This window comes from Pseudarthrobacter equi (genome assembly GCF_900105535.1).
Taxonomy (GTDB): domain Bacteria; phylum Actinomycetota; class Actinomycetes; order Actinomycetales; family Micrococcaceae; genus Arthrobacter; species Arthrobacter equi.
This window is the reverse complement of sequence record NZ_LT629779.1, coordinates 3,588,611-3,613,788: the sequence shown is the minus strand read 5'-3', so window position 1 is coordinate 3,613,788 and position 25,178 is coordinate 3,588,611. Positions and strand designations below refer to the sequence as shown.

The 25,178-nt window shown below is 67.5% G+C and carries 21 protein-coding genes; 14 read left to right on the top strand and 7 right to left on the bottom strand.

All coding sequences use genetic code 11. The features are described from left to right. The first annotated feature begins 172 nt into the window (after positions 1-172). Entirely contained in the window at positions 173-1,513 is a 1,341-nt protein-coding gene (locus tag BLT71_RS16445) for a BTAD domain-containing putative transcriptional regulator (protein ID WP_231994323.1), read from the top strand. A 16-nt stretch (positions 1,514-1,529) separates the two neighbouring features. Next, positions 1,530-2,936 (top strand): sensor histidine kinase, encoded by a 1,407-nt coding sequence (locus tag BLT71_RS16440; RefSeq protein WP_091722379.1) that lies wholly within the window; start codon positions 1,530-1,532, stop codon positions 2,934-2,936. Positions 2,937-3,094: 158 nt separating this feature from the next. Here BLT71_RS16440 and BLT71_RS16435 read toward each other — a convergent pair whose 3' ends face one another. Then, positions 3,095-5,377 (bottom strand): fibronectin type III domain-containing protein, encoded by a 2,283-nt coding sequence (locus BLT71_RS16435; protein ID WP_091722377.1) that lies wholly within the window; start codon positions 5,375-5,377, stop codon positions 3,095-3,097. 189 nt (positions 5,378-5,566) lie between these two features. On the opposite strand from BLT71_RS16435, the gene BLT71_RS16430 reads away from it, so the two are divergent. The 3 genes from BLT71_RS16430 (at position 5,567) to lepB (ending at position 8,361) form a co-directional block, all read left to right on the top strand. Further along, on the top strand, positions 5,567-6,079 hold the full coding sequence (locus BLT71_RS16430) for a hypothetical protein (protein ID WP_091722375.1): 513 nt from the start codon (positions 5,567-5,569) through the stop codon (positions 6,077-6,079). A 114-nt stretch (positions 6,080-6,193) separates the two neighbouring features. Further along, positions 6,194-7,804 (top strand): multicopper oxidase family protein, encoded by a 1,611-nt coding sequence (locus BLT71_RS16425; RefSeq protein ID WP_091722372.1) that lies wholly within the window; start codon positions 6,194-6,196, stop codon positions 7,802-7,804. Continuing rightward, complete coding sequence (gene lepB / locus BLT71_RS16420; protein WP_231994322.1) at positions 7,801-8,361, top strand: signal peptidase I; 561 nt, start codon at positions 7,801-7,803, stop codon at positions 8,359-8,361. The genes BLT71_RS16425 and lepB overlap by 4 nt, the downstream gene beginning before the upstream one ends. A 108-nt stretch (positions 8,362-8,469) precedes the next feature. Here lepB and BLT71_RS16415 read toward each other — a convergent pair whose 3' ends face one another. After that, a complete protein-coding gene (locus tag BLT71_RS16415) occupies positions 8,470-10,455 on the bottom strand; it encodes a hypothetical protein (RefSeq protein ID WP_091722366.1) in 1,986 nt (661 codons plus the stop codon). Positions 10,456-10,689: 234 nt separating this feature from the next. Between BLT71_RS16415 and BLT71_RS16410 the strand changes: the two genes are divergently transcribed. Next, positions 10,690-11,094, top strand: coding sequence for an Hpt domain-containing protein (locus BLT71_RS16410; protein WP_091722363.1), 405 nt, complete (start codon positions 10,690-10,692; stop codon positions 11,092-11,094). Positions 11,095-11,107: 13 nt separating this feature from the next. Here BLT71_RS16410 and BLT71_RS16405 read toward each other — a convergent pair whose 3' ends face one another. From BLT71_RS16405 to aztA, 3 genes are all read right to left on the bottom strand, one after another. Beyond that, complete coding sequence (locus BLT71_RS16405) at positions 11,108-13,549, bottom strand: Ig-like domain-containing protein (RefSeq protein WP_231994321.1); 2,442 nt, start codon at positions 13,547-13,549, stop codon at positions 11,108-11,110. A 75-nt stretch (positions 13,550-13,624) separates the two neighbouring features. Then, positions 13,625-14,248: a hypothetical protein gene (locus tag BLT71_RS16400; protein ID WP_091722358.1), complete on the bottom strand. Its 624-nt coding sequence runs from the start codon at positions 14,246-14,248 to the stop codon at positions 13,625-13,627. Between the two features lie 173 nt (positions 14,249-14,421). Next, complete coding sequence (aztA, locus tag BLT71_RS16395) at positions 14,422-15,054, bottom strand: zinc ABC transporter ATP-binding protein AztA (RefSeq protein WP_091722355.1); 633 nt, start codon at positions 15,052-15,054, stop codon at positions 14,422-14,424. 47 nt (positions 15,055-15,101) lie between these two features. On the opposite strand from aztA, the gene aztB reads away from it, so the two are divergent. The 6 genes from aztB (at position 15,102) to BLT71_RS16365 (ending at position 22,215) form a co-directional block, all read left to right on the top strand. Next, entirely contained in the window at positions 15,102-16,019 is a 918-nt protein-coding gene (aztB, locus tag BLT71_RS16390) for a zinc ABC transporter permease AztB (protein WP_091722352.1), read from the top strand. Beyond that, positions 15,997-17,214, top strand: a complete 1,218-nt coding sequence (locus BLT71_RS16385; RefSeq protein WP_091722349.1) for a hypothetical protein — start codon at positions 15,997-15,999, stop codon at positions 17,212-17,214. The genes aztB and BLT71_RS16385 overlap by 23 nt, the downstream gene beginning before the upstream one ends. Before the next feature lie 8 nt (positions 17,215-17,222). After that, complete coding sequence (gene aztC / locus BLT71_RS16380; protein ID WP_231994320.1) at positions 17,223-18,188, top strand: zinc ABC transporter substrate-binding protein AztC; 966 nt, start codon at positions 17,223-17,225, stop codon at positions 18,186-18,188. Positions 18,189-18,256: 68 nt separating this feature from the next. After that, a complete protein-coding gene (gene aztD, locus BLT71_RS16375) occupies positions 18,257-19,468 on the top strand; it encodes a zinc metallochaperone AztD (RefSeq protein ID WP_091722344.1) in 1,212 nt (403 codons plus the stop codon). 150 nt (positions 19,469-19,618) lie between these two features. Further along, complete coding sequence (locus tag BLT71_RS16370; RefSeq protein ID WP_091722341.1) at positions 19,619-20,449, top strand: alpha/beta fold hydrolase; 831 nt, start codon at positions 19,619-19,621, stop codon at positions 20,447-20,449. Continuing rightward, positions 20,446-22,215 carry a GGDEF and EAL domain-containing protein gene (locus tag BLT71_RS16365; RefSeq protein WP_091722338.1) on the top strand — a complete coding sequence of 590 codons (1,770 nt, stop codon included), beginning with the start codon at positions 20,446-20,448 and terminating at the stop codon, positions 22,213-22,215. The genes BLT71_RS16370 and BLT71_RS16365 overlap by 4 nt, the downstream gene beginning before the upstream one ends. A 147-nt stretch (positions 22,216-22,362) precedes the next feature. Here the strand turns inward: BLT71_RS16365 and BLT71_RS16360 are convergent, their stop codons facing one another. Both BLT71_RS16360 and BLT71_RS16355 read right to left on the bottom strand, forming a co-directional pair. Next, a complete protein-coding gene (locus BLT71_RS16360) occupies positions 22,363-22,686 on the bottom strand; it encodes a hypothetical protein (protein ID WP_091722335.1) in 324 nt (107 codons plus the stop codon). Positions 22,687-22,840: 154 nt separating this feature from the next. Next, positions 22,841-23,206, bottom strand: a complete 366-nt coding sequence (locus BLT71_RS16355) for a hypothetical protein (RefSeq protein WP_091722332.1) — start codon at positions 23,204-23,206, stop codon at positions 22,841-22,843. Positions 23,207-23,390: 184 nt separating this feature from the next. Here BLT71_RS16355 and BLT71_RS16350 point away from each other — a divergent pair, with 184 nt between their 5' ends. Further along, positions 23,391-23,816 (top strand): hypothetical protein, encoded by a 426-nt coding sequence (locus BLT71_RS16350; RefSeq protein WP_172829994.1) that lies wholly within the window; start codon positions 23,391-23,393, stop codon positions 23,814-23,816. Positions 23,817-23,881: 65 nt separating this feature from the next. After that, positions 23,882-25,099, top strand: coding sequence for an MFS transporter (locus BLT71_RS16345; protein ID WP_091722330.1), 1,218 nt, complete (start codon positions 23,882-23,884; stop codon positions 25,097-25,099). Positions 25,100-25,178: the final 79 nt, after the last annotated feature.

Genomic DNA, 25,178 nt, shown 5'->3' with positions numbered 1-25,178 from the left:
GCGTCCGTCCAGGGCTGATTGGCGGGGCGGAAATGCCAAGTACCTGCTTCCGGCGGCCCAAGTAGTCGGGAGGGAAACCCGAAAACTGATGTGAGTACTTACTACTGTTGTCTGACGTTTGCCTGGGAACTGAACTTAACCCGGAAGGTTCGATCACTTATTGGGGGAATTCATGGTGGCTACATTGGAAATAAGTGCAGGACTGCTGGGTTCGGGATCTGGAGCGCCGTCGACGACGCCGGCGCTCCGCATCTCGGTTCTTGGCCCCCTGACCATCAGGCGCGGGAATGTGGAGCTCCGCGCCAATGACCTGGGCGGTCCCAAACCCCGCCAGGTCCTTGAGATCCTGCTCCTGAATCTGGGCTCGGCGGTGTCCAAGACCCGCATCATGGACCTGCTGTGGGGCGGCAACCATCCGGCTGTTGCCCTTCCCACGCTGGAAAGCTATGTCAGCGTCCTGCGGCGGAACCTGCAGCCCGGCTCGGGCCGGACGGGACCCCTGCGGACCGTCACCGGGGGGTATGCGATAGACCGTTCCCTGGTGGAACTGGACCTGGACCGTTTCGATTCGCTGACCAAGCAGGCCAGCCACGCCGCCCCGGCAGCTGCCCTCGCGCTGCTCAGTGAGGCCCTTGAGCTCGGTTCCGCCCCGCTCCTGGGGGATGAACTCCTCCCGGCCTGGGCGGAGGAGGAGCGGGCGCTGCACACGGCGCGCGTTGCGCTTGCCCGGGTCCAGGCCGCGGAGTGCGCCCTGGCGGTGGGGGAAGCAGGCAAGGCCGTTGCGTGGGGCCTTGCCGCCACCAACGAAGATCCCCTCAACGAACGGGGATGGAACGCGCTGATCCTGGGGCTTGAACGGAACGGGCAGGACAACGAAGCCCTGCGGGCCTTCGAACGCTGCCGCCGGATCATGGACGCCGAGCTGGGGTGCACGCCGTCTCCTGCACTGAAGCAGGCGCAGGCCCGGCTCCTGGAGCGGACGGCCGCGCCTGCCATAGCTCCAAGGACCAGCGCCGCTGTCCGCCAGGTGCGGGATGTGCATGCGGTGGCTGCACCCATGGCCGGGATGGAAACGGCGGTGGCTGACCGGTTGCGCATCCTGATCGTGGACGACCACACCGTCTTCTCCGACCTGCTGGCCGGTGCGCTGGACCGGGAACCGGACCTCAGGAGCCTTGGCGCCGCCAAGTCCGTGGAATCTGCGGTGACAATGTTCCGGGAACTGCGTCCCGACGTCGTGATCATGGATCTGCACCTGGCCGACGGTTCCGGGCTGCACGCGGCCGAGCGCATCCTGTCCGAAGCGCCGCAAACCCGTGTGGTCATGCTGACCGGCAACCCCTCCCAGGAAGCACTGCGGGAGGCAGCACGCATGGGGATCTGCGGGTTCCTGCCGAAGGACGGCGCCCTGGGTGTCATCCTCGATGCGCTGCGGCACGCCTGCCCGGGCAACATGATTGTGCATCCGTCCCTGGTGGCACGGATGGGCATAGCGCCGGAACCTGCCGCCTGACCGCAGGCAGCTGACAGTGAAAAGCCTTAGCCGCGTCCGTGGCAGCGCGACTGCCACACCGGAGGTCATCCAGCGGCGCGAAGTGCGGATGGCCGTGGCGCGGTTCCTGGCGGCAGGTTTCGCAGCGCTGGTGCTGGTGGCCACCCCGGTGACTTTCTGGATCCGCGACGCTGCCGAACAGCATGCGCTGACAAACGCCCGGGACTTCACCCAGCGCCTGGCAGATAACGTTGTTGGCCCGCTGATCACCCCAGGACTGCTGGCCCAGGAGCCCGCAGCCCTGGAGGAACTGGACCAGCGGGTGGCACCGTGGCTGGCCAACGGAGGCGTCACCAGGATCAAGGTGTGGGATGGCAACGGCAGGGTGGTCTACTCGGACGTCCCGTCACTGATCGGGCAGGAATTCGAACAGGAGGAGTGGGCGCACCTCCTCCTGGCCGGCGGGCCGGCCACGGCCACACTCGAGTCCCAGACCGGTGCAGAAAACGAGTTTGAGTCCTCGTCCGGGGAACTGGTGGAGGTCTACGTCCGTTCCGCCGCCAAGGACGGGGCGCCGATGATCTTCGAAACGTATTCCTCGGGCGCGGCGGTGCGCGCGGAACAGCAGGCGGTCCTGCTCAGCATGATCCCGCCGGTGCTGTTGTCCCTGGCAGTGCTGCAGCTGGTCCTGCTGATTCCGGCCGTCCGCCTGGCCAAGCGGATCCAGTTCCACCAGGCTCAGCGCAACGCCCTGCTTCGCTGCGCCATCGAAGCCTCCGACCAGGAACGGCGCCAGATCGCCAGCGAACTGCACGACGACGTCATCCAGAACCTGTCCGGACTGGCCTATGCCCTCGAGTCGGAAGAGCGCCGCGGCCAGGCCGGCCAGCGGCAGGTGTTCGCCGACGCACGGACCATGCTCCAGCGCGACATCAGGGCCCTGCGTGCCATGACCAGCGAACTCTATCCGCCGGACCTCGAAGAACTGGGGCTGAAGGCGTCCATCATGAGGTTGGAGGCACCCCTGGTGGAACGCGGCATCGCCTTCACCGCCAGCATCCCGGAACAGGTGTCCCTGGACCGGGACCGTGCGGTCCTGGCCTACCGGGTGGCACGTGAAGCGCTGGTCAACGCCACCAAGCATTCAGGGGCCTCGGCGGTGGACATCCAGATCCGGCAATCCGGCGAGCTCACCCAGATCACGGTCTCGGATGACGGCCACGGCTTCAACCCCCGCACCGCGCACCGGGAGGGCCACTTTGGCCTCCGAATCCTCAAGGACACGGTCCAGCAGGCCGGGGGTACCCTCCATATCCGTTCGGCCCCGGGCCGGGGAACGTTCGTCACGGCGACGTTCCGGGCTGCCACTCCAACGGTCCGGTGGGCCGGCCGGTACCCTTCCAGGCGCCACGGCAACCGCACCATGGAACCGGAAACCATCTAGTACTTTCGCCCTTGCCAGCATCAGGGGAGGCGCCAGGCCGCCACCCACCCCGGGCCGCCCGGATCCTGGAACACCGCAGACCACGGGTGCCATCACAAAGGTCCGGCGGCCCCCGCACTAAGCGGGAGCCGCCGGACCTTCGTTTGGCTTGGCCGGTGCTACTTATTCACCACCGTGATGGGTCCTGCCGTGCCACCCAGCGTGGATTCGATCCAGATGTTGCCGGGGTTGGTTGCCGGTGCGTTGCCGTCCCGGAGGCGGAGGGTGAAGACCCCTCCGGTTTCCGGTGCTGCCGCAGCCGTTACCGGTGCCGTGCCGATGATGGTGCCACCGGGGCCGCCCACCCGGACGGTGACCGTCCCGCCCACGGCGCTGCTGGTGCCGTTGACCCGGAAGTCGCGGCTCTTCCACTGCCCCTGGCTCGCGGTAACCCGGTCCGGAACCGGAGTCACAGTGACCACGTCCGTCTTTGTGACTCCGCCTGCCGTGACCGCCAGTTCGAAGGTGAGCGGCTTGTTGGTCATGGGGTACCGGTAGACGGGAAGGCTGAACGTGGGCTGCAGGGTGGTGCTGCCGCTGAGCGTGACCCCGTCAGGATCCGTGGGGCTGCTCAGCACCTGCCGCCACTGGTAGGTGGCGCCGGTGGCGGTGGAACCTGTGCCGTCCAGGGTTACGGCGGTTGCCGTGGTGCGGCGGGCTACGTTCTGGTCGGGTCCGGCGTTGGCCACCACGTCGCCCTGGACAGTCACGGGATCACTCATGGCGGATTCAGGGCTCTCACCGTTGCTGTTGCCTGCCCGCACCGTGAAGCGGTACTGGGTGTCCCCGGCGAGGCCGTCGTAGACGAGGCTGGTCACGTCACCGGCCACCTTCTTCGCTGAGCCGAATGGTGTGCCGTCTGCTGTGTAGGCCTGGACGGAATAGCCAGTGATGGTCAGTCCTGCAGCACCGGAATCGGGTGCCGTCCAGGACACCGTGGCCGTGCCCTTGCCTGCTACCGGGGCTCCGGTGAAGGCGGGTGCGGCCGGTACGGGGTCGTTGGTGATGGTGAACTCGACCGTGCCCTTGTCCGAGACGTTCCCGGAGGGGTCGATGGCCGCGAAGGTGAACTTGCTGGTTGCCGTCACTGGAACCGGGTCCTTGTACAGGATGGCTCCCTCGGCGGCGACGCCGCCGCTGCCGACGGGGTCCAATCCGTCCAGGGTGTAGTAGATGTCGCTGCCCTGTTCGCTGGCGGTGAGCGTCAGCTCCTGCGCCGTCGGGAAGGTGCCGCCGTTCGGTGAAGCGGCCACCGTCGGCTGCGTGGTGTCTGTCTCCGGGATGAAGGGAATGGCGGGGAACGTCTCACCTGCGCTGCTCACGGAGACCACATAGACGTCATACTCTTCGCCGGAGGTGAGCCCCTTGATGGTGGTGCTGGCGGCCTTCGGATCGCTGATGCGCACGCCCGTCTCGGCCTGTTCACTTCCGTTGACGGTGCGGCCGACGGCGATGGCACGGTACCCGGTGATAGCGGGTGTGCCCGGGACTGCTTGGGCCGGGGTCCAGTTGACTTTCAGGTCGCCGCCTACCTTGGCCACCTTGACGTTGGTGGGCCCGGCGGGGCCGGACTGCAGCGGGCCGTTGGGGCAACCGCCCATTCCGGGGCCGCCCAGTTCACCGAATTCGGCGATGGTGAGGCCCTGGCGGTTCGCGTCGGCGTCCTCGACTTCCCACGCCATGGCGCGCTCGCCGGAAGCGGCGGCCGCGATTTCGGCGGTGGCGGCGTCGTTGAACTCGTAGGTGGCCGTGAACGTGCCGTCGGTGCCGAAGACCAGGCTGGAGCTGTAACCGTCCTCGGCGGTCAGCGGCCCGGGAACTGCCCGGACGTCCCGGCGGCCCACACTGGTGTCCTTGAGGGCCGGCTCTACGATCCGCTGCTCCATCTGGGCGGGGTTCACGCCGGCCCCTGCATGGCCTTTAACGGTCAGCGTGGTGCCGGACAGGGAAGAATGCTCGGTGACGTAGGCATCCTGGACCGTGGTGGCCCCTGCCTCAGCGCCGTTGAACTTGATGGAGACGACGTCGCCGGGCCGGATATCGGGGGTCACGTTCAGCCCCGTACCGGCGCCCCAGCAGTATCCTCCAGGGTGGTTGATCTCGAAGGCCACGTCCCCGGCGGTGACCACGCCCTGGGCGGAGCCGATCACTCCGGCCCCCTTCCGGGTGACTTCCACCAGGGCGGTCTGGCCCACGCGGTCCTGGTAGCCCTCGATGGTAACGAAGTCCCGGTCCGGGAAAACCACAAGGTTGTCCGGGAAGTTGGGGACGGCTGCGTTGGCGGAGGGGATGGCCATCAGGGATGTGGCGCAGAGTACGGCGGAGACGCCGGCAATGGTGCCGGCCCTGCCGTACCTGACGCGGAACCGTTGCCCTCCCGGTTCGTGCTGTGGTGATTTCATGAGAACCTCACTGATCCTGGGTGCTTGCGCAAGGTGTTCGCGCATGCCCTGACGGTAGGAACGTGACCTTGCGGAAACGCTGGTCAAGCAACCCCGGAGTGGAGGAAACCGGCAGGGAAACGGTGGCCGTCCGCTGGCCCCCACCGGATCCCAAGGCTTTCCCTAGAAGCCCGGGCAACACTGTCCGGCATGGCATCAACAGCAACCATCAGGCGCATCAGGGTCCTTGTCCCGCTCCTCCTCCTCACACTGGTGGGGAGCCTCGTGGCGGGCATCGTGACTGCTGCGCCGCGGACACCGCCGGCAATGCTGGGTGCCTCAGGAAGCCTCGACGGCGGGCTGGGACGAATCAACGGGGTCATACCCCTCGAAGCCGACGGCTGGACGCCCCCATCAGCCCCGGCATCTCTCGCCAGCCCGCCGGACGCGGAAATGCACCGCGTCCGCATCCTCGTGGAACTGACAGCCATGGAGAAGGACGGTATTTCCTTCGACCCGTCGCAGTACGCCGTCTCTGCCCTGGGTTCGGGTAGCTGGAAGCCGATCTGGGCCACGCCGGCCCCGGCCCTTGTCCCGCAGGGAGAGAGCATGAACGCCACCCTGGTGTTCGAGCTCCCGGACCGCGCCATAGACCTGACCCTGGAGTTGCCCGGCGGCCCGGGACTGTCCCTGGGTGCAGGGCACCACCGGGGCGCCAAGTGAACCGTCCCGTCAGTTCCGGGACTTCCATGAATATTCCAAGAACCAGGTAACCCGGGCAGGGAATCCCCAAGCTGGCCCCTGCACAGTCTGGTTATTGAGCAAAGGAGACACCCAATGTCCATTTCACGCCGCCAGGTCCTGTTGATCGGAGGACTGGGAGTCCTTGGGGCGGGAGCCGCCATGCTGCCTACGGGTTCGGTTGAAGCGAAGTCGGCCAGCCGGCTCAGCGACAAGGAGATGCCCCGTCCGTTCCAGTCCGCCTTTGTCCAGGCCCCGTTCCTGGCCCCCTACGCCACCGGCATCGATCCCGCTGACGGCCTGCCGGTCAACTACTACCGGGTGACGGAGAAGGCCGCCACGGCCAACATCCTGCCGCGCCTCACCACGCCGATCCTGGGCTACAACGGGATCTTTCCCGGGCCCACCATCAGCCTGGATCAGGGGACGAAGGCCGTGCTGCGGGTCCGCAACCAGCTCCCCGCCCAGCACGCGATCGACGGGCATGCCCTGTCCACGTCCACCCACCTGCATGGCTCGGCGTCGCTGCCGCAGTATGACGGCTACGCGTCAGATATCACCCACCCGGGCTTCTTCAAGGATTACCACTACCCCAACTTCCAGCCGGCACGCACCCTCTGGTACCACGACCACGGCGTCCACTTCACGGCGCTGAACGCCTACTCCGGCCTCGCGGCGCAGTACCACATGCATGATCCGCTCGAGCGCCAGCTGCTCCCGCAGGGCCGCTACGATGTGGCGCTGACCGTCAACGATGTAATGTTCGCCTCCAACGGGGCCCTGGGCTACGACGACAACACCCATTCGGGCCTGTGGGGGGACGTGATCCTGGTTAACGGGAAGCCCTGGCCGGTGATGAAGGTCCAGAAGCGCGTCTACCGGTTCAGGATCCTCAACGCCTCCATCTCCCGTTCCCTCCGTCCCACCCTCAGCACCGGCGATCCGCTGGTGGTGGTTGGAACCGACGGAGGCCTGGTGCCCACGGCGCAAAGCGTGAGCAGCTACCGGCACGGCGGGGCGGAGCGCTACGAGGTGCTGATCGACTTCCGGAAGTACAAGACCGGGCAGCGGATCGAGCTCCGGAACCTGTCCAACAAGAACAACGTGGACTACGACTACACCAACAAGATCATGGCCTTCGATGTCACCGACGAGCCAGTGGACACCACTGATCCCACCTGGAACCGGATCCCCACCACCCTGGCGGGCAGCGAGACGATGTCGCTGAAGGCGAGCCAGTCGGTGAAGACCCGCTCGTTCCGGGTCAAGCGGAACGATGCCACCAACCTGTGGACCATCAACGAGGACAGCTGGCAGGACGTCATTGCCAGCGGCTACAAGAAGGTGGCCGCGGATCCGGCGCTGAACTCGGTGGAGATCTGGGAAATCGAGAACAAATCGGGTGGCTGGTTCCACCCGGTCCACATCCACCTGGTGGACTTCCAGATCATCAGCCGCAACGGCCAGGCACCTATGCTGCACGAACGCGGCCCCAAGGACGTGGTCTATGTGGGCGAAGGCGAAACGGTCCGGCTGCTCATGAAGTTCACGCCCCAGCAGGGCGTCTACATGATGCACTGCCACAACCTGCCCCACGAGGACCACGACATGATGGTCCAGTTCCGGGTTGGCCTTAAGGAGTCGGACCTGGACGTCAACGATCCCATGACCGCCGCAAAAGCCGAGTGGGACGACGAAGAGGATTGACCACAGAACGTACGACGACGGGCGGCGGCCGGGGTGAAAGCCCCGGCCGCCATCCGTCGTCGCCACAGCGGGGGTCAGGCCGGCGCGTCCCGCGCCGCCTGGCGCTGGCTTTGGTCCCGGCGCTGGCATTGCTCGGCGCCCGGGCCTGGCTGGTGGAGCCCTTTACGGTTTCATCGGACAGCATGGAACCCACCATCGCCCAGGGCTCGGTGGTACTGATGTACAAACCGGCTGCGGCGTCAGGCACTGTGGGCCGCGGCGTGGTGGTGGCTTTCACCAGCCCGGAAGACGGCCACGTGGCCATCAAGCGGGTCATTGCCGTGGCGGGGCAAAGCGTAGCCATCCGGGACGCCGAACTCTATGTGGACGGCGTGCACGTTGACGAGCCGTTCACCGACCACAGCCGCATCGACGCCACGTACTTCGGCCCCGTGACCGTTCCTGCCGGCAGCATTTTTGTGCTGGGCGACAACAGGGGTGTGTCCATTGATTCCCGGGACTACGGTGCCGTGCCGCTCACCGCCATCCATGGCACCCTGCTGACCGGCGGGAAATAGCACCCCGGCTCTGCCACCATATATGTGCATGTGACCCGTCTGCGCGCGGGCAAAAGTCCGGGGTCCCGGCCGCTTAGCGGCCAGGACCCCGGACTCTTCTTTCGGTGCTTACCGGAGGGAAATTGATCCCGCGGCGGTGCCGCCACGGCTTGACTGGACCAGCACGCTGGTGACCTGCCGTCCGGGGCCCGGCTTGACCTTCAGCGACCACGCGCCCAGCGTGTCCACGGTGGCCGTTCCCAGCTTGGAGACGGGCCTGCCGGGCGTGGTGTCGTAGATGACCACGGCTGTTGCGGGGACCAGGAGGGCAGCGGTGCCGCCGATGGTGGACGTACCCTGGATCCGCATTTCCGTTCCCAGCCGGTGGCGTGAACTGGGATCGAGGACCACCGTGTCCGTTTGGATGGCCAGTTGGACGGTGGCCGGGGTGCTGGTGGTTCCGTTCTTGTCTGTCACCACGAGCTCGATGGTTGCGGGGCCAGCCGTCGCGGCTGCCAGCGGCGCCGTGTCGGTGGTCTTGGCGTAGAACGGGATGGACGCCACAGGCTTGGCGGCTGTGTCACTGGACAGCGTGACAGTGGGTCCGCTGACCTGGCGCCACTTGTAGCTGACTGCTCCCGTGGACGCGCTGCCATCGAGTTGGACGCTGCCGCCCCGGGCCAGTGTGGGCGTGGCCGCGGTGGCTGCTGCCGTCACGGGTGCAGGCCCTGTGGGCGGAGGGGTAACCGTACCTGTGCCACCACCGGTATCCACCACTGGACCCGGATCAGGCTGCGGCGTGACGGGATCCAGGCCCGAGGGGGTTGCCGCACCTCCGCTGACAGTCACCTGCAGGGAGGCGGAACTGCCGGATGCTGTCCTGACGGTCACGGTGGCCGGTGGGGCCTTGACCGGGAAGGACTTCTCGGCTGAAGTGCCGGGTGCAGGGTTGTCCAGGGTGCCAAGGTCTGCCACCGTCAGGGCGCCGGCCTCGCTTGATACCGCGGCGACAGTGAGGGCGGTGCCATCGAAGGTTGCCTTGGTGACGGCTATGCTGCTGGGCTTTGCCACCTTCACGGTGCTGCTGCTGGCGGGCTTGTCGCCGATGTTGGTGATTTTGATGCCCTCCGGAGCGGTTCCGGTGACCTTGATCCTGGCGTAGTAGCGGCCGCTGCCGGGGTCGCTGGCCATGGGTGTCGTCTCGAAGAGGCCAGCCTGTCCGTCCACCTGCAGTTGTGACTCGGGCCCGCTGGTGGCGAAGACGTCGATCATGTCCCCATTGAGGAAGGCGCCGTCCGCGCTGACGCCGCGGTTCGTGGCGATCTTGCCCTGGAGGCCAAACTGGCTTGTTTCGAGGGCAAGGCCGCCGCCGCTGACGGAGAACTTGTTGTAGTTGAAGGGACTGCCCGTGACGGCGTGGTCCTGGTTCGGGTCACCCAGGTAGCCCTCGGGCGCTGCCGGGGCCACGGCCGGATCCCACTTCAGGAAGGGGCCGATATTGCTCTTCAAGGCAGTACCGAAGTTGCCGATAGCGGGGGAGATGTCTTCCACCAGCTTCCCGCTGCCGGTCCCGTCGGTATCGATGGTGATGGTGCCGTAGGGGTGCTTGAACTCCAGGGTGGTGTTTGCCGGGCCGCCCTTAACCACTATCCGCTGACGGCCGAAGACCACCTGGTCACCTTCCGTCACCGAATTGGCAAAGGCCGCTTCCAGCCCGAGGACCAGGACAGCCTTGCCTCCTCCGGGAAGATCCAGGTCAGAGCCGGCCAGCATATAGAAGGCTTCGTCAGGGAAGTTGCCCGGGAATGAGATGGGGGCAGCTTCGTTGGGTATATCGCCCGGCAGGAAGCCGCACAGGGGGTTCTCGCCATCCAGGCACAATTCGACGCGGGTCTTGTTGCTGTCCTCGTACCAGGCCGGGAAGCCGTACTCGGTGTTGACCGGACCAACGGCCACCAGCTTCCCGGGATTCTTGACCGTCACCTGGGTGGCGGCAACGGCGGACCCGATGCCGGTGGCGGTGAGGATCAGTGCGGCCGCCGCGGCAACCCCCCGCCGGGTTGCAGTTCTTGGCTCAAGGCGCTTGCCCGGGCCCTCAGCTGGTTGTTGAACCATTCTTCTCTCCTAAGAAATGGGGCTGATGCGCTCCACTCTCGGCGGCGGGCCTTGGAGTTTTGTTGTACCGGTCCGTCGCTGGCCGCCGGCGGCAGTGGTCATCGCCTGCACGCCGGCCGCCACCTTGGAGGAACCTTTGATTCTCCGGACGGGTCGTTCCGCCGCCAAGTTAACCCCAATCAGCCGTGGCTAACCTGCTGGAAATTGGTGGCAAAGCAGCCCGGAAGGACGGACATGAAGATCCCCGCAACCCCTGAGCGTCCTGTAGTGGACAAGGCATTCCTCCTTGAACTGGGGCTCGAGCGTGAGCAGGGCGACGGGTGCAGGCAGGTCTTCGTGGACGACTTTATTGCGGGCCTGCCGCGCCGGATGGACCGGCTGCGGCTCGCACTGTCCACGGCTGACCCGGCGGGCGCCCTTGATGCGGCCAGGGCGCTGAAGGTCGCCAGCCAGATGGTGGGCGCGGAGCGTTTGGCAGGCCTGATGCTGGACCTGGAGGAGGAACTCCGGGGACCTGCCTACGAGGCTGAAACCATCAGGCTGCCAAAGCTGGCCGTGGCCTTCCACGCGCCGGTCAACCGGTGTGCAATGCGGACCATCGACCACCTGAACGGACAGTACATCGGCGCCTTAGGGTAAGTCCCTCAAAGCTCTAGAAGTCCCGGTCCAGCATGCCCGTCTCTGTTGCCGGCGCCGTGGAGGACACGACGCCGGTCAGTGAGGTGACCGCCGCCGTCGGGCTCCACACCATGGCCGCCGGGTTGGCGTAGGTGCGCAGCGAGGATGCGCCGCTGGCCGCCGTACCAAGCGTCACGGTGACCACAGTCCTGGGGACGCCGCCCGCGGTGACCGTTGTGGCGGACATGGTGGCGTTGAACGTGGCGGTCTTGCGGTTCTTGATGAAGTTGCCCTTGGTGTTCAGTGTCCCGAGGTTCACGGTGCCGCCGGTGCGTTGGATGTCCACAGCGTCGGCGCCGTTGCCCAGGCCCAGCAGGTTGCCGTCGCGAAGGCGGAGGGTCACGGGGAGGGCGGAGCCGTTCCAGCCGGAAGTGACGGAGCCCAGGCTGACCTGTTGGCTGTAGGTAAAGGTGAGCACGTCGCCGGCATCAAGGCGCCCGGCGGTACCAGTGCCGTTGACGGCCTGCACGTCGGCGCCGCGGAGCGGGCTGTTGTCCACCCGGCGGGAGGCCATGGTCGCGGAGGTGGTTTCCCTGCCGGACGGCTCGAGCAGGATGGCGCGGAAATCGTACAGCCCGTCCGCTACCGCCGTGGTGTTCCACCCGCAGGAGTAGGGGCTGGTGATGGCCGTGCACCGGGTGGTCCAGGTGTTAGTACCGGCCGGCGCCGACTGGATCCGGACGCTGGTGATGCCGGCCGGTGAGTTGGCCGCGGCCGTCAGCGGGACGGTGCCGGTGAGGTATTCGCCCGGGTCCTCCATGGATGCCGAGGCGACGGTGTTGTCCACGGTCCGGTTGGAGGCGACAGTGGAAATGGAGCTGTTGCCGGCCGCGTCGGTAGCTACCGCCCTGAAGTTGTAGGTGCCATTGGCCAGGGCGGTGGTATCAAACCGGCAGGAGAAGGGGATGTCCGTCACCGCGCACATCGCCAGCCATGTGCTGGTACCCGTGCGCTGGTACTGCCACTGCACCTGCGCCACTCCCGAGTCAGTGTCCGACGCCGTCGCCGCGAAGGTGCCGGTGCCGCGGATGGTGGCGCCGGGGTCCGTCAGGGTGACGGACGGTGTCGTGTTGTCCACCAGGACGTCCGCCACCGTAGCGGAATACGTGGTGGTCAGGCCGGAGACGGCCACGGCGCGGAGATCGTACGAGCCGTTGGCGAACAGGGTGGTGGTCCAGGCGCAGTTGTACGGGGAGAGCAGGTTCAGGCAGAGCGTGCTCCACTTGTTGGCCCCCGCTGCGGAGTACTCGAGTCGGACGGTGTACAGGCCGGCGCCGGGGTTGTTGAGCCCGGCGGTGAGGGTGGTGGTTCCACGAACCACCTCGCCCGGATCGTTGAGGACCACCGAGAAGGCGTTGGCCACGGCGGTGCTGATGGGCTGCGTGGTGGCGCTCAGGCCGGAGTTGTCCGTGGCCACGGCCCGCAGGTTGTACTGGCCGTCCGGCAGCGCGGCGGTGTTCCAGGCACAGGAGAAGGGTGCCGAGACCGGGGTGCAGAGGGTGGTCCATGTGCTGCTCCCGGCGGCGGAGTACTGGATGGCGACGGTGCGGATGCCGGATTCGGGGTCCCCGGCGTCGGCGGTGAGCACCACGGCGCCCCGGACGGTGGGGCCGGGGTTCGCGAGGGTGACCGAGGGCGGCGACCAGTCCGCGGCAGTGCCGAACGAGTTGGCGGCGTTGGCCGTTTTGGCGGTGAACGCCGCTGACGAGAAGACGCTGGCGCCCAGCACCACAACTACGGAAAGGGCTGCAATGATCCCGACGGCGGTGCCGGCCTTCGCCGCGGGGGAGGGGCCGCCGTCGTCCCCGTCCGGCTGCCCGCTCTCGTCTCCGCCACCGCCGCCGTCCCCGTCCCCGTCCGGTTCCGCGGGTCCGCCCGCGCCAGGGCTGCGGTCCCGTCCGTGGTTGCTGCCGCCGAAGACCGCGGCAACCACGGCAGCGAGGGTGATGACGGACCAGAGCGCCAGCGGCGGGAAGTTGCCGCTGCCCAGCCACAAGCCAGGGAGGCCGACGCCGGGAACCAGCAGGCGCGCCTGCCCGGTGATTTGCCCGCGGGTCAGGGGAGTGCTGTCCACATCCGCATTGGCGTCGCCGGCCGTGACGTAGGTTCCGTCGTCGTTGGCCGTGACGATGCGGTGCAGCCGGGTCTTCTCAACGCCGCTCGGTTCGGCCGAGGCCGGGCTGCGGAACTGCACCACGCGGCCCAGCGGCACCGGCTGTGCGGGGTCAAGGTCCGAGGCGAGCACTACGTCGCCGGGGGAGATGTGCGGTTCCATCGAACCGCTTTGCACCACGGCGCCGTGCCAGCCGAGGAGGGCCGGCAGCACCGCAAAAAGAGCAAGGCTCAGCAGGATACCCAGATACAGCCGGGATGCCAGGGAGGCAAGGAAGATCCCCCAGCCATCCGCCGAAAACACTGCACTTGCCCGGGAGGGACCCGGGGAAGACCCGGGCCTCTCCCGCTTCACCGCGATGCTGTTGCCGGGCCCGGACTACGGGGTGGGCGCGTTGTCAGATTGCAGCTCCCACACCAGGTCGATGCTGACCCGGGCACCCTGCAGGGCGTTGACCTCATCCTGGGACATGCCGGTGGTGTCGAAGCGCCAGGTGCCGCGGTAGCTTTGCGTCTCGCCGGGCGTTCCGGCCGTGTCCCAGGCCGCGCCGCCGGTGGCGAAGTCCCGGTTCACCGTGGCCAGCTGGGACAGCGGAAGTTCCGGCACCTCGTTGGCGGTGGGCGTGAAACCGGTGCAGTCGTTGAACGAGCCGCCGGTGCCCTGCTCAAGGTCGAAGTAGATACGGTTCTCCAAGCCCTTGGAGGTGACCAGGTTCTGCGTGTAGGCGCGGACCTCGCCGGGGACGTTGGACTGGGAAGTCACCACGATGCACTTTTGGCCGGATTGGCCGGGGACCATGTTTTCGACGTGGAAAGCGGCGGCGCCGTTGTCATCGTCGGTGAGGGTGACGCTGCCGGTGCTCCAGGAGCTGCCGGCGTTGCGGGTAGTGGCGTTGAACGCCGCCTGGGAACCCTGCCACACCATGCCGCCTGCGATGAGGATGGCAACGGGGGCGGAAGCGAACATTGCGAGTTTGCGGACGCGTGCGGACGGAGTTTTCATGCGCTGAGACCTTGCCTTTGACCGAGTTTCCTGCCCGGTCTGCCCGGCAAATTCATCCCTGATTTTGCCGGCCCCCCAAGCACTGACACGTCCAGACTACAAAGGGCCTACGGATAAATCTACGCGGGTATGACATCAACGCATCACAGTTTGTCATCAGTATGACAAAATATTCACAGGATGCTGGTTTCGGTCGCTTGTCCGCCGGACAGGGTGATCACGCGGCCGGCCCGGCCAATGTCCGCCGCGTCATGGCTGGCCTCCAGGACCGTGGTGCCCCGTCGCAGCTCTGCCGCGACGGCGGCGCGGATCAAATGGTGGGCCTCCGCGTCCAGTCCGGCGGTGGGTTCGTCGAGCAGGAGGATGGGGGATTCCTGCGCCAGCCCCTGGGCAATCAGCGTGCGCTGCCGCTGGCCGCCGGACAGCTCGCGAAGCTGCCGTCCGGCAAGCTCCGTGATCCCCATCCGCTCCATGCTGTCCGTCACCGCCTGGCGATCGGCGGCCCGGAGTGGACGCCCCCGGCGGTGCGGCCAGCGCCCCATTTCCACAGCCTGGCGCACCGTGCACGGCATGGAGTCAGGCGCTTCAATGTGCTGGATGACATATGCCGGGCGTGCCTGGGTGGCGACGGTGCCGCTATCCGGAGTCAGGACTCTGGCGGCCATGGCCAGGAGGGTGGACTTTCCGGAGCCATTCCGCCCGGTCAGGACGGTATGCGTCCCCGGCGCGAACGCCAGGCTGACGCCCGACAACACCTGCCGGTCCGGATAGGCGTACCCCACATTGCTGAACCTGACGGCATCCATTCTGCTCCTTTATTGATAATGATTCTTATTAAGATACAGTGGCGGCGATGGAATGGATACTTGAACCCCTGGGCGCCACTTTCGTGCAGCGCGCCGTCCTGGCCGGCAGCCTGGTGGCTGTGGTCTGCGCCGTGGTGGGCACGTGGGTGGTGGTGCGGGGCATGGCCTTCCTCGGCGACGCCATGTCCCACGGGCTGCTCCCCGGAATCGCCGTTGCATCCCTGCTGGGCGGCAACCTCCTCCTGGGGGCCGCGCTCAGCGCTGCGGCCACAGCGGCCGGCGTCTCCGCGATTACCCGGAACCGGCGGGTCTCCCAGGACACCGCCATCGGCCTGCTGTTCGTGGCGATGCTCTCGCTGGGTGTGATCATCGTGTCCGCCTCCGGCTCGTTCGCCGTGGACCTCACCGGCACGCTCTTTGGGGACGTGCTGGCGGTGGGCATGGAGGACGTGGCGCTGCTCGCCGTCGTCGGCTGCCTGGTGCTGGGGGTGGCCGCACTCTTCCACCGCGCCCTGGCGGCGGCCACGTTCCACCCGCAGAAGGCGGCAAGCCTGGGGCTGCGGCCCCGCCTGGCGCATGCCGTGCTCCTGGGCATGGTCACCGTTGCCGTGGCTGCCTCCTTCCAGGTGGTGGGAACGCTCCTGGTGTTCGGGCTGCTGATCGCCCCTCCCGCGGCGGCGCTCGTGTGGGCCCGGTCCATAAGGGCGGTCATGGCACTCGGTGCCGTCATTGGCGTCTTCAGCGTGGTGGCCGGGCTGTGGATCTCCTGGTACGCGTCCACTGCCGCCGGGGCCACCATCGCCCTGGTCGCCGCCCTGTCCTACTTCGCCTCCGCCCTCTGCCACTCCGCCACCCGCGGCACCAAGCCGCGCCCTGGCGCGCTGGCCGCCGCCGCCGTCGTCGTCGTCCCCTCCCCAGCCCCACTCCCGGAAAAGGAAACCCGTGCCCCGCACCACTACGCCTAGAACCGCCGCCCTCCTGTTCGGTTTGCCCCTGCTGCTGTCCGCCTGCGCCGAACCGGGCCCGGACACGGCATCCGCGCCGGAAACCGCTGAACCGCACGGCTTTATTGCCGGTGCGCAGGAGAATTCGGAACCGCAGACCGGCCTGCTCACCGTCAACGCAGCCACAGGGGAGGGGCAGCTGCTTTCGCTCCTCACCGGTGACACGTCCGACGCCGGCGTTGGCGGTCCCGTCACCGCCGCCTACCGCGACGGCCGGTACGCCCTGATGGCCACGGGAGCGGGGGTGGAGGTCTTCGATACCGGCGCCTGGACCGTTGACCACGGCGAGCACAAGCATTACTACAGCGCCGAGCCAGGGTCCGTGGGCCCGCTTCAGGTTCCGGACGCGGGCGCAGTGGCCGGTGACGGCACCTCCATTGCGGTGTTTTCGGAGTCCGGCGGGTACGCGTCCGTGTACCGCCACAAGGATCTCGACGCCGGCAACCTGGCGGAGTCGGCCCGGATCACCACCTCGCCGCACACCGGCGTGGTGGTGCCTTACGAGGGCCACTTCGTTGCGTCCTTGGCCGCCGGTTCCGGTGCCGCGGACGGGGTTGAAGTGCGCGACGCCGGCGGTTTGGTGGTGCTCGGCCGGCAGGATTGCCAGGGCCTGGCCGGGCACGCTGCCACCCGGGCGGGCATCGTGTTTGGGTGCTCGGACGGGGCGCTGCTGGTCAGCGGGGACGGGGGCACCTTCAGCGCGGAGAAGATTCTGTATCCCGACGGCGGGGCGGGCCGTCCGCCGGCCACGCACCTGGACCACCGCCCCGGGTCCAACGAACTGGCCGGGCCGGCCGGCGATGCCGGGGTGTGGCACCTCGATGCCGCCAAACGGAAGTGGACGTTCCTGCCCGCGCCGGCTCCGGTGGTTGCCGCTTCCGCGGTGGGCGACGGACGCCGGGTACTGGCTGTTGCCGCCGATGGATCACTGCTGACCCTGAACCCGGCCACCGGTGCCGTTGATGCGCAGGTTCCGCTGCTTGCGCCTGCCGTCCCGGGAGGCGCTGCTCCGCGGATCCTGGTGGACACTTCCCGGGCCTATGTGAGCGACCCCGCCCGCTCCGCTGTGCACGAGATCGACTACGCGGACGGGCTGCGGGTGGCACGGAGCTTCGACGTTCCTGCCGCGGACATCGTGCTGGAGACCGGGCTGTGAGGCGGGGCATGGGCACGCGGCACGCCCCGGCTGCAGGCCGGAACCCTGCCCGGAAAGCAGGCTGGCCGGCCCGGCTGGGCGCCCTGCTGGTGCTGGGCCTCGGCCTGGGGCTTGCGCTGGGCGGATGTTCGGCCGCCGCCGCGGACCGCCCCACGGTGGTGGTCACCACCAACATCCTGGGCGACATCACCCGCAACGTGGTGGGGGAGCAGGCCGAGGTGGTGGTCCTCATGGCTGCCAACGCGGACCCGCACTCCTTCGGCATCTCCGCACGGCAGGCGGCCGGCATCGAAAACGCGGCCCTCATCATCCACAACGGCGGCGGCCTCGAAGAGAACGTCCTCAACCATGTGAAAGCAGCCGAGGCCGAAGGTGTGCCGGCGTTGCCGGTGCTTGACGCCGTCGGGCCCCTCTCCTTCACCCAGTCCGGACGGGGCGCTCCGGACCCGCACTTCTGGACCGACCCCTCCCGCGTGGCCAGGGCCGCGGATGCCATCGCCGCGGCAGTCAGTGAGCACGTGGCAGGCGCTGACGCCGGTGCCGTGCGCTCGCAGACCACCAAATACAAGGGACAACTGCAGGAACTGGAGGCAGCCATGGAGGCCGGATTCGCCGGCATCGATCCCGGCCGGCGCAAGCTCATCACCAACCACCACGTGTTCGGCTACCTGGCCGACCGGTTCGGTTTCGAGGTGGTGGGTGCCGTGATCCCAAGCGGCACGACGCTCGCCTCACCCAGCCCCACGGACCTGGCCGACCTCACCGGCAAGATCCGGTCCGCCGGGGTGCGGGCCGTCTTTGCCGACTCGTCGCAACCCGCCCGGCTGGCCGAGGTGCTGGCCGCCGAGGCCGGCGAAGACATCACCGTGGTCCCGCTCTTCACCGAATCCTTGGGCCCTGAAGGGTCCGACGCCGGCACCTACCTGGGCATGATGCGCGCAAACGCCGAGCGCATCACCCGGGCCCTGGCCTGACCCGTCGCCACCAGACAGACCCTGGGCTCCGCTCCCGGAGCTCCCCACCCATACAGAAGGAACCACCCATGTATCACCGCACCGCACCCGTCCGCCTGATGACAGTGCTGGCCGCCGCCGGCCTGCTGCTGTCCGGCTGCGGCACTGCCGCCTCAAGCCCCGCCAGCCCTGCACCAACCCAGGCCGCCACCGTGGACTCCGCAGCTCCGCGCCTTGTCACCACCTACGACGGCGGCATCCAGGTCCTCGACCCGGAGACCTTCAAGGTGCTGGCCGACTTTCCCATGGAGGGATTCAACCGCATCAACCCCGCCGGCGACGGCCGCCATGTGGTCATCTCCACCGCCAAGGGATTCGAGGTCCTGGACACCGGGGCGTGGACCGACGGCGGCAGGCACTACGCCCAGGACCCGGCCATGACGGACATCGTCTTCCCCACCACCAAGCCCGGCCACGTGGTCCGCCACCATGGAAAGACCATCCTCTTCAGCGACGGCACCGGCGAGGTGACCGTCTTCAACTCTGCGGACCTGGCCGCCGGACAGCCCCGGGTGGAAACCCACCGCACCGAAGAAGCCCACCATGGTGTCGCCGTCGAACTTGCCAACGGCGAGCTGGTCCTCACCCTCGGGAACGACAAGGAACGGCCCGGCATTGTGGTGACGGACGCCGACGGCAAGGAAATAGCCAGGAACGAGGACTGCCCGGGCGTCCACGGTGAGGCCACGGCGGCCGGAGAGGCAGTGGTCATCGGATGCCAGACCGGCGTCCTGATCTACGCCGACGGTGCCATCACCAAGCTGGCGAGCCCCACTGAATACGGCCGGATCGGCAACCAGGCCGGCTCGGACGAATCCCCGGTGACCCTGGGCGACTACAAACAGGACAAGGACGCCGAACTGGAACGGCCGGAGACCGTCTCCCTGATCAACACCGAAACGAAATCCCTGGCTTTCGTGGACCTGGGCACCAGCTACAGCTTCCGTTCCCTGGGCCGCGGACCGCACGGCGAAGCCCTGGTGCTCGGCACCGACGGCGCCCTCCACGTCATCGACCCCGCAACAGCGGCTGTCAAAAACGTCTTCCCGGTGACCGCGCCGTGGGAGGAACCGCTGGACTGGCAGCAGCCCCGGCCCACCCTGTTCGTCAACGGGCACACCGCCTACGTGACCGATCCGGCGTCGAAGACCATCCACGCCGTCGACATCGAAACGGGAAAGATTACCGGCACCGGCACGCTGGAGGCAGTGTCCAACGAGCTGACCGGGGTTACCGGCTAGGCGCTTGTCCGATGGCTGTGTCCTGGGAGCCGCGGGCTGGTGCGTCCGCGGCTCCCAGGGCTCTTGCGCGAAATTTGTGGTTGGTTTCAGGCCTGCCGCTACTACTATCTGAGGAAGAAGCCACCCTGCTGACTACCTAGGGGCCGGATCATGCTCGGAGAACTCACCGCAGAGACCGTTGCCAATCGCAACAACGTCACCGTGCTGGGCCGCGCGGACGGGCCGGTGATGATGTTCGCCCACGGCTACGGCTGCGACCAGGACATGTGGCGGCGGCTGGTGCCCTACTTCGCCGCCGACTACCGGGTGGTGCTCTTCGACCACGTGGGCGCCGGCCACTCCGACCTGGAGGCGTACGACCGGGAAAAGTACGGAACCCTGGACGGCTACGCCACCGACGTCCTGGAAATCTGTGAGGCACTGGACCTGGACGACGTGATCCTGGTGGGCCACAGCGTCAGCGCCATGATCGCCCTGATCGCGGCGGCCCGCGAACCGGAGCGTTTTGCCAGGCTGATCCTGGTGGCCCCGTCGCCCAGATATACGGACGACGCCGACGACGGCTACGTGGGCGGGTTCTCGCACGAGGACATCGAAGGGCTGCTGGAGTCCCTGGACAGTAATTACTTCGCCTGGGCGGAGGCGCTGGCGCCGATGGCCATGGGCAACGCCGGCACCCCGGAGTACGCGGAGGAGCTCCGCAGCAGCATCTGCCGGACCAACCCTTCCATCGCCCGGCACTTTGCCCGGGTCACCTTCCTCTCCGACACCCGCCACGTCCTGCCGCAGGTCCAGTGCGACAGCCTGATCCTGCAATGCACCGATGACCTCCTGGCACCGGCAGCTGTGGGGTCCTACGTCCACCAGCAGCTCGGCCACAGCTCCCTGGTCCAGCTGACCGCAACCGGCCACTGCCCCCATGTGAGCGCTCCCGAAGCCACAGCCGCAGCCATCCTGCACTACCTCCATCCACGCCCGTGACGGACACCGCCGGCCAGCCAGTGGCCAACTTCGAGACGCTCTTCCACCAGGCTCCGTGCGGCTACCTCATCACGGACGACGCCGGCCGTATCTCCGCGGTCAATGACACCTTCGTGCGGTGGACCGGTTACAGCCGGGCGAAGCTGTTCGGAACGAAGCTGCAATCGCTGATGCCGGTGGGGGACCAGATCCTCTACGCCACCCACTGCATTCCGCAGTTGGGCATCACGGGCTCGGTGTCCGAGATTGCCGTGGACATCATCGGCTCCGACGGCGTCCGGCGCCCGGCGCTGCTCTCGGCCTCGCGGTTCGCGGCGACGGGGCAGGAACCGGACAGCGTCCGCGTGATCATCTTCAGCGCCCACGAGCGACGGCTGTACGAGAAGGAATTGGTCTCCGCCCTGCGCGCCGCCGAGGAATCGGATACCAGGCGTGCCCTCGCGGAGCAGGAACTGCAGCGGCTGGCCCTGCACGACGCCCTGACAGGCCTGCCCAACCGGGCCGGCCTGAAGGCCCGGTTTGGCGCAGTGCCGGCTGTCGGGGCAGCAACGGAAGGCATGAGTGAGGGGAATCCACTGGCGGCCCTCTTTATCGACCTGGACCACTTCAAGGCAGTCAACGACAGCCTGGGCCACGGCGCCGGGGACAACCTGCTGGTGTCCGTGGCGGGACGGCTGGCCGCAGCTGTCCAGGCTCCCGGTGCGGTGGGGCGGTTGTCCGGGGACGAGTTCGTGGTGCTGGACGGGGTGGCCGGGACAGAGGAAGCGGCCGCCCTGGCCGCCCGGCTGCTGGACGTGCTCGCGGCACCGATCCATCTCGAGGGCATCGAAATCGTCACCTCGGCCAGCATCGGCATCGCGGTTGCCCGGGGCGGGGACGACACCGTTGAGGACCTCATCCGCCGTGCGGACATCGCCATGTACCGGGCCAAGGAACGCGGCCGGAACCGCTGGGAACTGCACCGGCCCGCACCATCGGACCCGGCAGTGGACCGGCTCCGTGCCCTCGGCGAACTGCGCCGGGGGATCGGCGAAGGCGCCCTGCGTGTCCACTACCAGCCCCGGATTGACCTGCATACGGGGCGGGCCAGCGGTGTGGAGGCCCTGGTGCGCTGGCAGCATCCCACCCGTGGCCTGCTGCCGCCGTCGGAATTCATTGCCATGGCCGAGGAATCCGGGCTGGTGCGTCCGCTGGGTGCGTGGGTGCTGGACGAGACCCTGAAACTGGCCGAAAGCCTGCGCCGGGATGACCACCACGGTGCCGGACTGGAATTCGCCGTCAACCTTTCCGCCCGGCAACTCAACGATCCCGGCCTGGTGGACATGGTGGAAAGCGCGCTGGAGCGGCGCAACATGGACCCGGCGCTGCTGCTGCTCGAAATCACCGAAACGGCCCTGATGTCCGATCCCGGCGCGGCCGTCGAATCACTGACCGCCCTCAAGGACCTGGGCGTGGGGCTCGCCGTCGACGACTTTGGCACGGGCTACTCAAGCCTCACCTACCTGAAGAAATTCCCCATCAACGAACTGAAGATTGACCGGTCCTTCATCATGGGGCTGGGACTGGACACCGGGGACGCCGCGATCGTGGGCAGCTGCATCGACCTGGCACACGCCGTGGGGATCCGGGCCGTGGCCGAAGGGGTGGAAACCTCCGGCCAGGCGCAGACGCTGCAGGACATGGGCTGCGACCTTGCCCAGGGTTACCTTTTCGCCCGTCCGCTTCCTGAGCCGCGGCTCAGGGAATGGCTGGCATCGCACACCTGAGTACGGCCCTTAACGCACGTCGCCCCGTCCGGAGCCGCCACCCGTATGTGTGGGTTCAGCGGCAAGGGGACAGGGCGAGGGGCGGAACTTTCAGGAATGGCTGGCACGCGGGCCCGAATCGTGGGCTCTGTGGTGCCAGGGTCTTCGCTATGCGGCCAGGCGGGTGGCGGCGGCGGGAACCCTGCGGCGCGGTGCCAGGACACTGATGGTGCAGGGTGCCTGGAGCGGATCGATCCTGGTGGGCAGATGTCGGGTTTCCGACGCGGTCCGGAGCATCTCCAGTGCGGCTTCATCCACGAAGGCCTGCGAGATATCCAGTTCCAGGTCCAGCCCTTCCTTCAAGGAGTTGGCCCGTTTAGCTACTACGTAAAGGGCGTTGACGCTGTGGACGGTGATATGCCCCTTTGCAATCACCTTCGCACGTGCGTGGTCGAGATCAACACGGACAACAATGTGGAGCTTAGAGTTCAAGATGTAAAGCCTTCCCCGGCATTGGCTGCGACGCTGCAGCTTTTTGCGTGGCCGTTTTCATCAGCCTCATACAGAGTAGGGGTTGAATGTGATCCACGCAACACTTTGACGAATTTATTACCGGCCGGGTTGATGCTGATCCTGTGACTGCTGGTCAGCCCACTGCTTCGGGAACCCTGCCGGCCAGGTCCGGAAGCCTACCTGTCAGCACCGCCACGGGAGCCGCTGACCAGCGCTGACGCTCGGGCTCGAAGGACACCACCACTGAGGCATCGTTTTCGCGGGCCTCATCCATGGCAAGCAGCAGGGCGTCCTCCATGTGCCGGGCATACTCCAGCCGGTCACCAAGGGAGCCCTGCAGATCCGCATCGTCAATGAGCACATGGCCCTTGGCGTCCACGATGACCTTCAACGAATATCCCTGGTCCTCGTGGAGGGATCCGCGGGTGGAGGAAATTTCCGTGACTCTGTCTGCCCGGACCAGCCCGTTGCCGAGCGTGCGGATCCACACTTCACCCATTGCATTGACCTCCCCTTGGCTAGGGGCACGGAACAGCACCCCTAAGGCGAAATCTACTCCTCCGCAGGGCGTTTGTGACCCCCGAATTTATTGCCTGGCTAAGGCGGGTCAGCGCTGCGGGCACCCGGCCCCGCGGGACTTTCGGCACTTCCGGGCCAGGGCGGCCCGGCGCGACGCTGATGGCATGGCTTCGACCAGCCGCAGCGGCGGCGTTGGCTCCGTCCTCGTCAATGCTGTCCTGCTGTGGGCCATCAATGTGTGGCCAGGCTGGAGCACGGTCCCGTTCCTGGCTCCGGACATGACGCGCATCCTCGACGCCCTCAATGCCGCCCTCATTGCCGGCATCATCGTGAACCTGGCCTTCGTGGTGGTCCGGTCGAGGGGCCTGCAGGCCCTCGGAAACCTGGTGGCACTCGGCTTCGGAATGGCGGCACTGCTCCGGCTCTGGGATGTTTTCCCGTTCGACTTCGGCGATGGCTGGTCCGGGTGGCCCGTGGTGGTGCGGGTGTTCCTTGCGCTGGGAATGGTGGGCTCGGTTATCGGTGCCGTGGTGGAGGTGGTGGCCTTGATCCGGGCACTGGCAGGGCTGGCACCGCGGACCCGGCAGTAGCTTCCGTTGCGCGGGGCGACGTTGCGCGCCCGGGTGAAGGAGGGTGCAGCCCTAGGATAAATCTGATGACTTCCCCCGGTGGCTCCCAGCCCTTCAACCTGCGCAGCATTGCGGTGGCCGCCTTTGGACCCACCCTGCTGTTTGGCCTGGGGCAGGGGGCCATCCTTCCCGTGGTGGCCCTGACCGCCCGCGACCTGGGCGCCACAGTCGCCGTGGCGGCCCTCATCGTCACCCTGATGGGACTCGGATCCTGGTTCTTCAACCTGCCGGCCTCGCTTGTGACGCTGAAGTTCGGTGAGCGCTGGTCCATCGTGGGCGCGTCCGTCGCCGCCGGCCTGGCTCTCGCCGCTGCCGGGTTGTCCTCCCTTGCCCCCAACGGCCTGGTGCTGCTCGCCGTGGCGATGACCGTCGTCGGGATGTCCGGAAGCGTCTTTGGCCTGGCACGGCAGAAGTACCTCACCGAGGCGGTGCCGGTGGAATTCCGGGCCCGCGCGCTGTCCACGCTGGGCGGCGTAAACAGGATCGGCGTGTTCATCGGGCCGTTCCTGGGTGCTGGGGTGATGCAGTTTGGCGGCATCAACGGCGCCTACTGGGTGGGTGTGGTGGCCATGGCGGCGGCCGCGCTGCTGTCCCTCACCATCCCGGACCTGGCCGCTCCGGACGCGTCCGACGGCGGCACGCCAGGCCCGCAGCCCACGCTCCGGAGCGTCGCGGTGTCCCATGCCGGGGTCTTCCTCTCCGTGGGCATCGGCATTCTCCTACTGTCCGCCCTCCGCTCCTCGCGGCAGGTGGTGATCCCGCTGTGGGCCGACCACCTGGGCATGGACGCCACGTCCGCCTCGCTCATTTACGGCCTGTCCGGGGCCATCGACATGCTGGTGTTCTATCCCGCCGGCAAGCTCATGGACCGCAAGGGCCGGCAGTTCGTGGCCGTACCGTCCACCCTGCTGATGGGTGCGGCGCTGGTGCTGATCCCGCTGACAGGCTCGTTCACCGGGCTGCTGCTGGCCTCGTTGCTGATCGGGTTCGGCAACGGCATCAGCTCCGGGCTGGTGATGACGCTGGGGGCCGATTTCTCGCCGGACCGCGGACGCGGCCAGTTCCTTGGGCTCTGGCGGTTCATGGCCGACGCCGGCTCCACGGGCGGGCCGTTGCTGCTTTCCGGGGTGACCGCCGTGGCATCCCTGGGCACGGGGATCTCAGCCACCGGCATCCTGGGGTTCGCGGCGGCGGCCGTGTTCGCCGTCGTTATTCCCCGCCTGAAGCACCGCCGCAACTACTGACTTGCTCCATCACGTGGAGTCCCCAAAACCGGGTTTTGGGGACTCCACGTGATAGGGCAACGGGCCGTTGTGGGTGGAC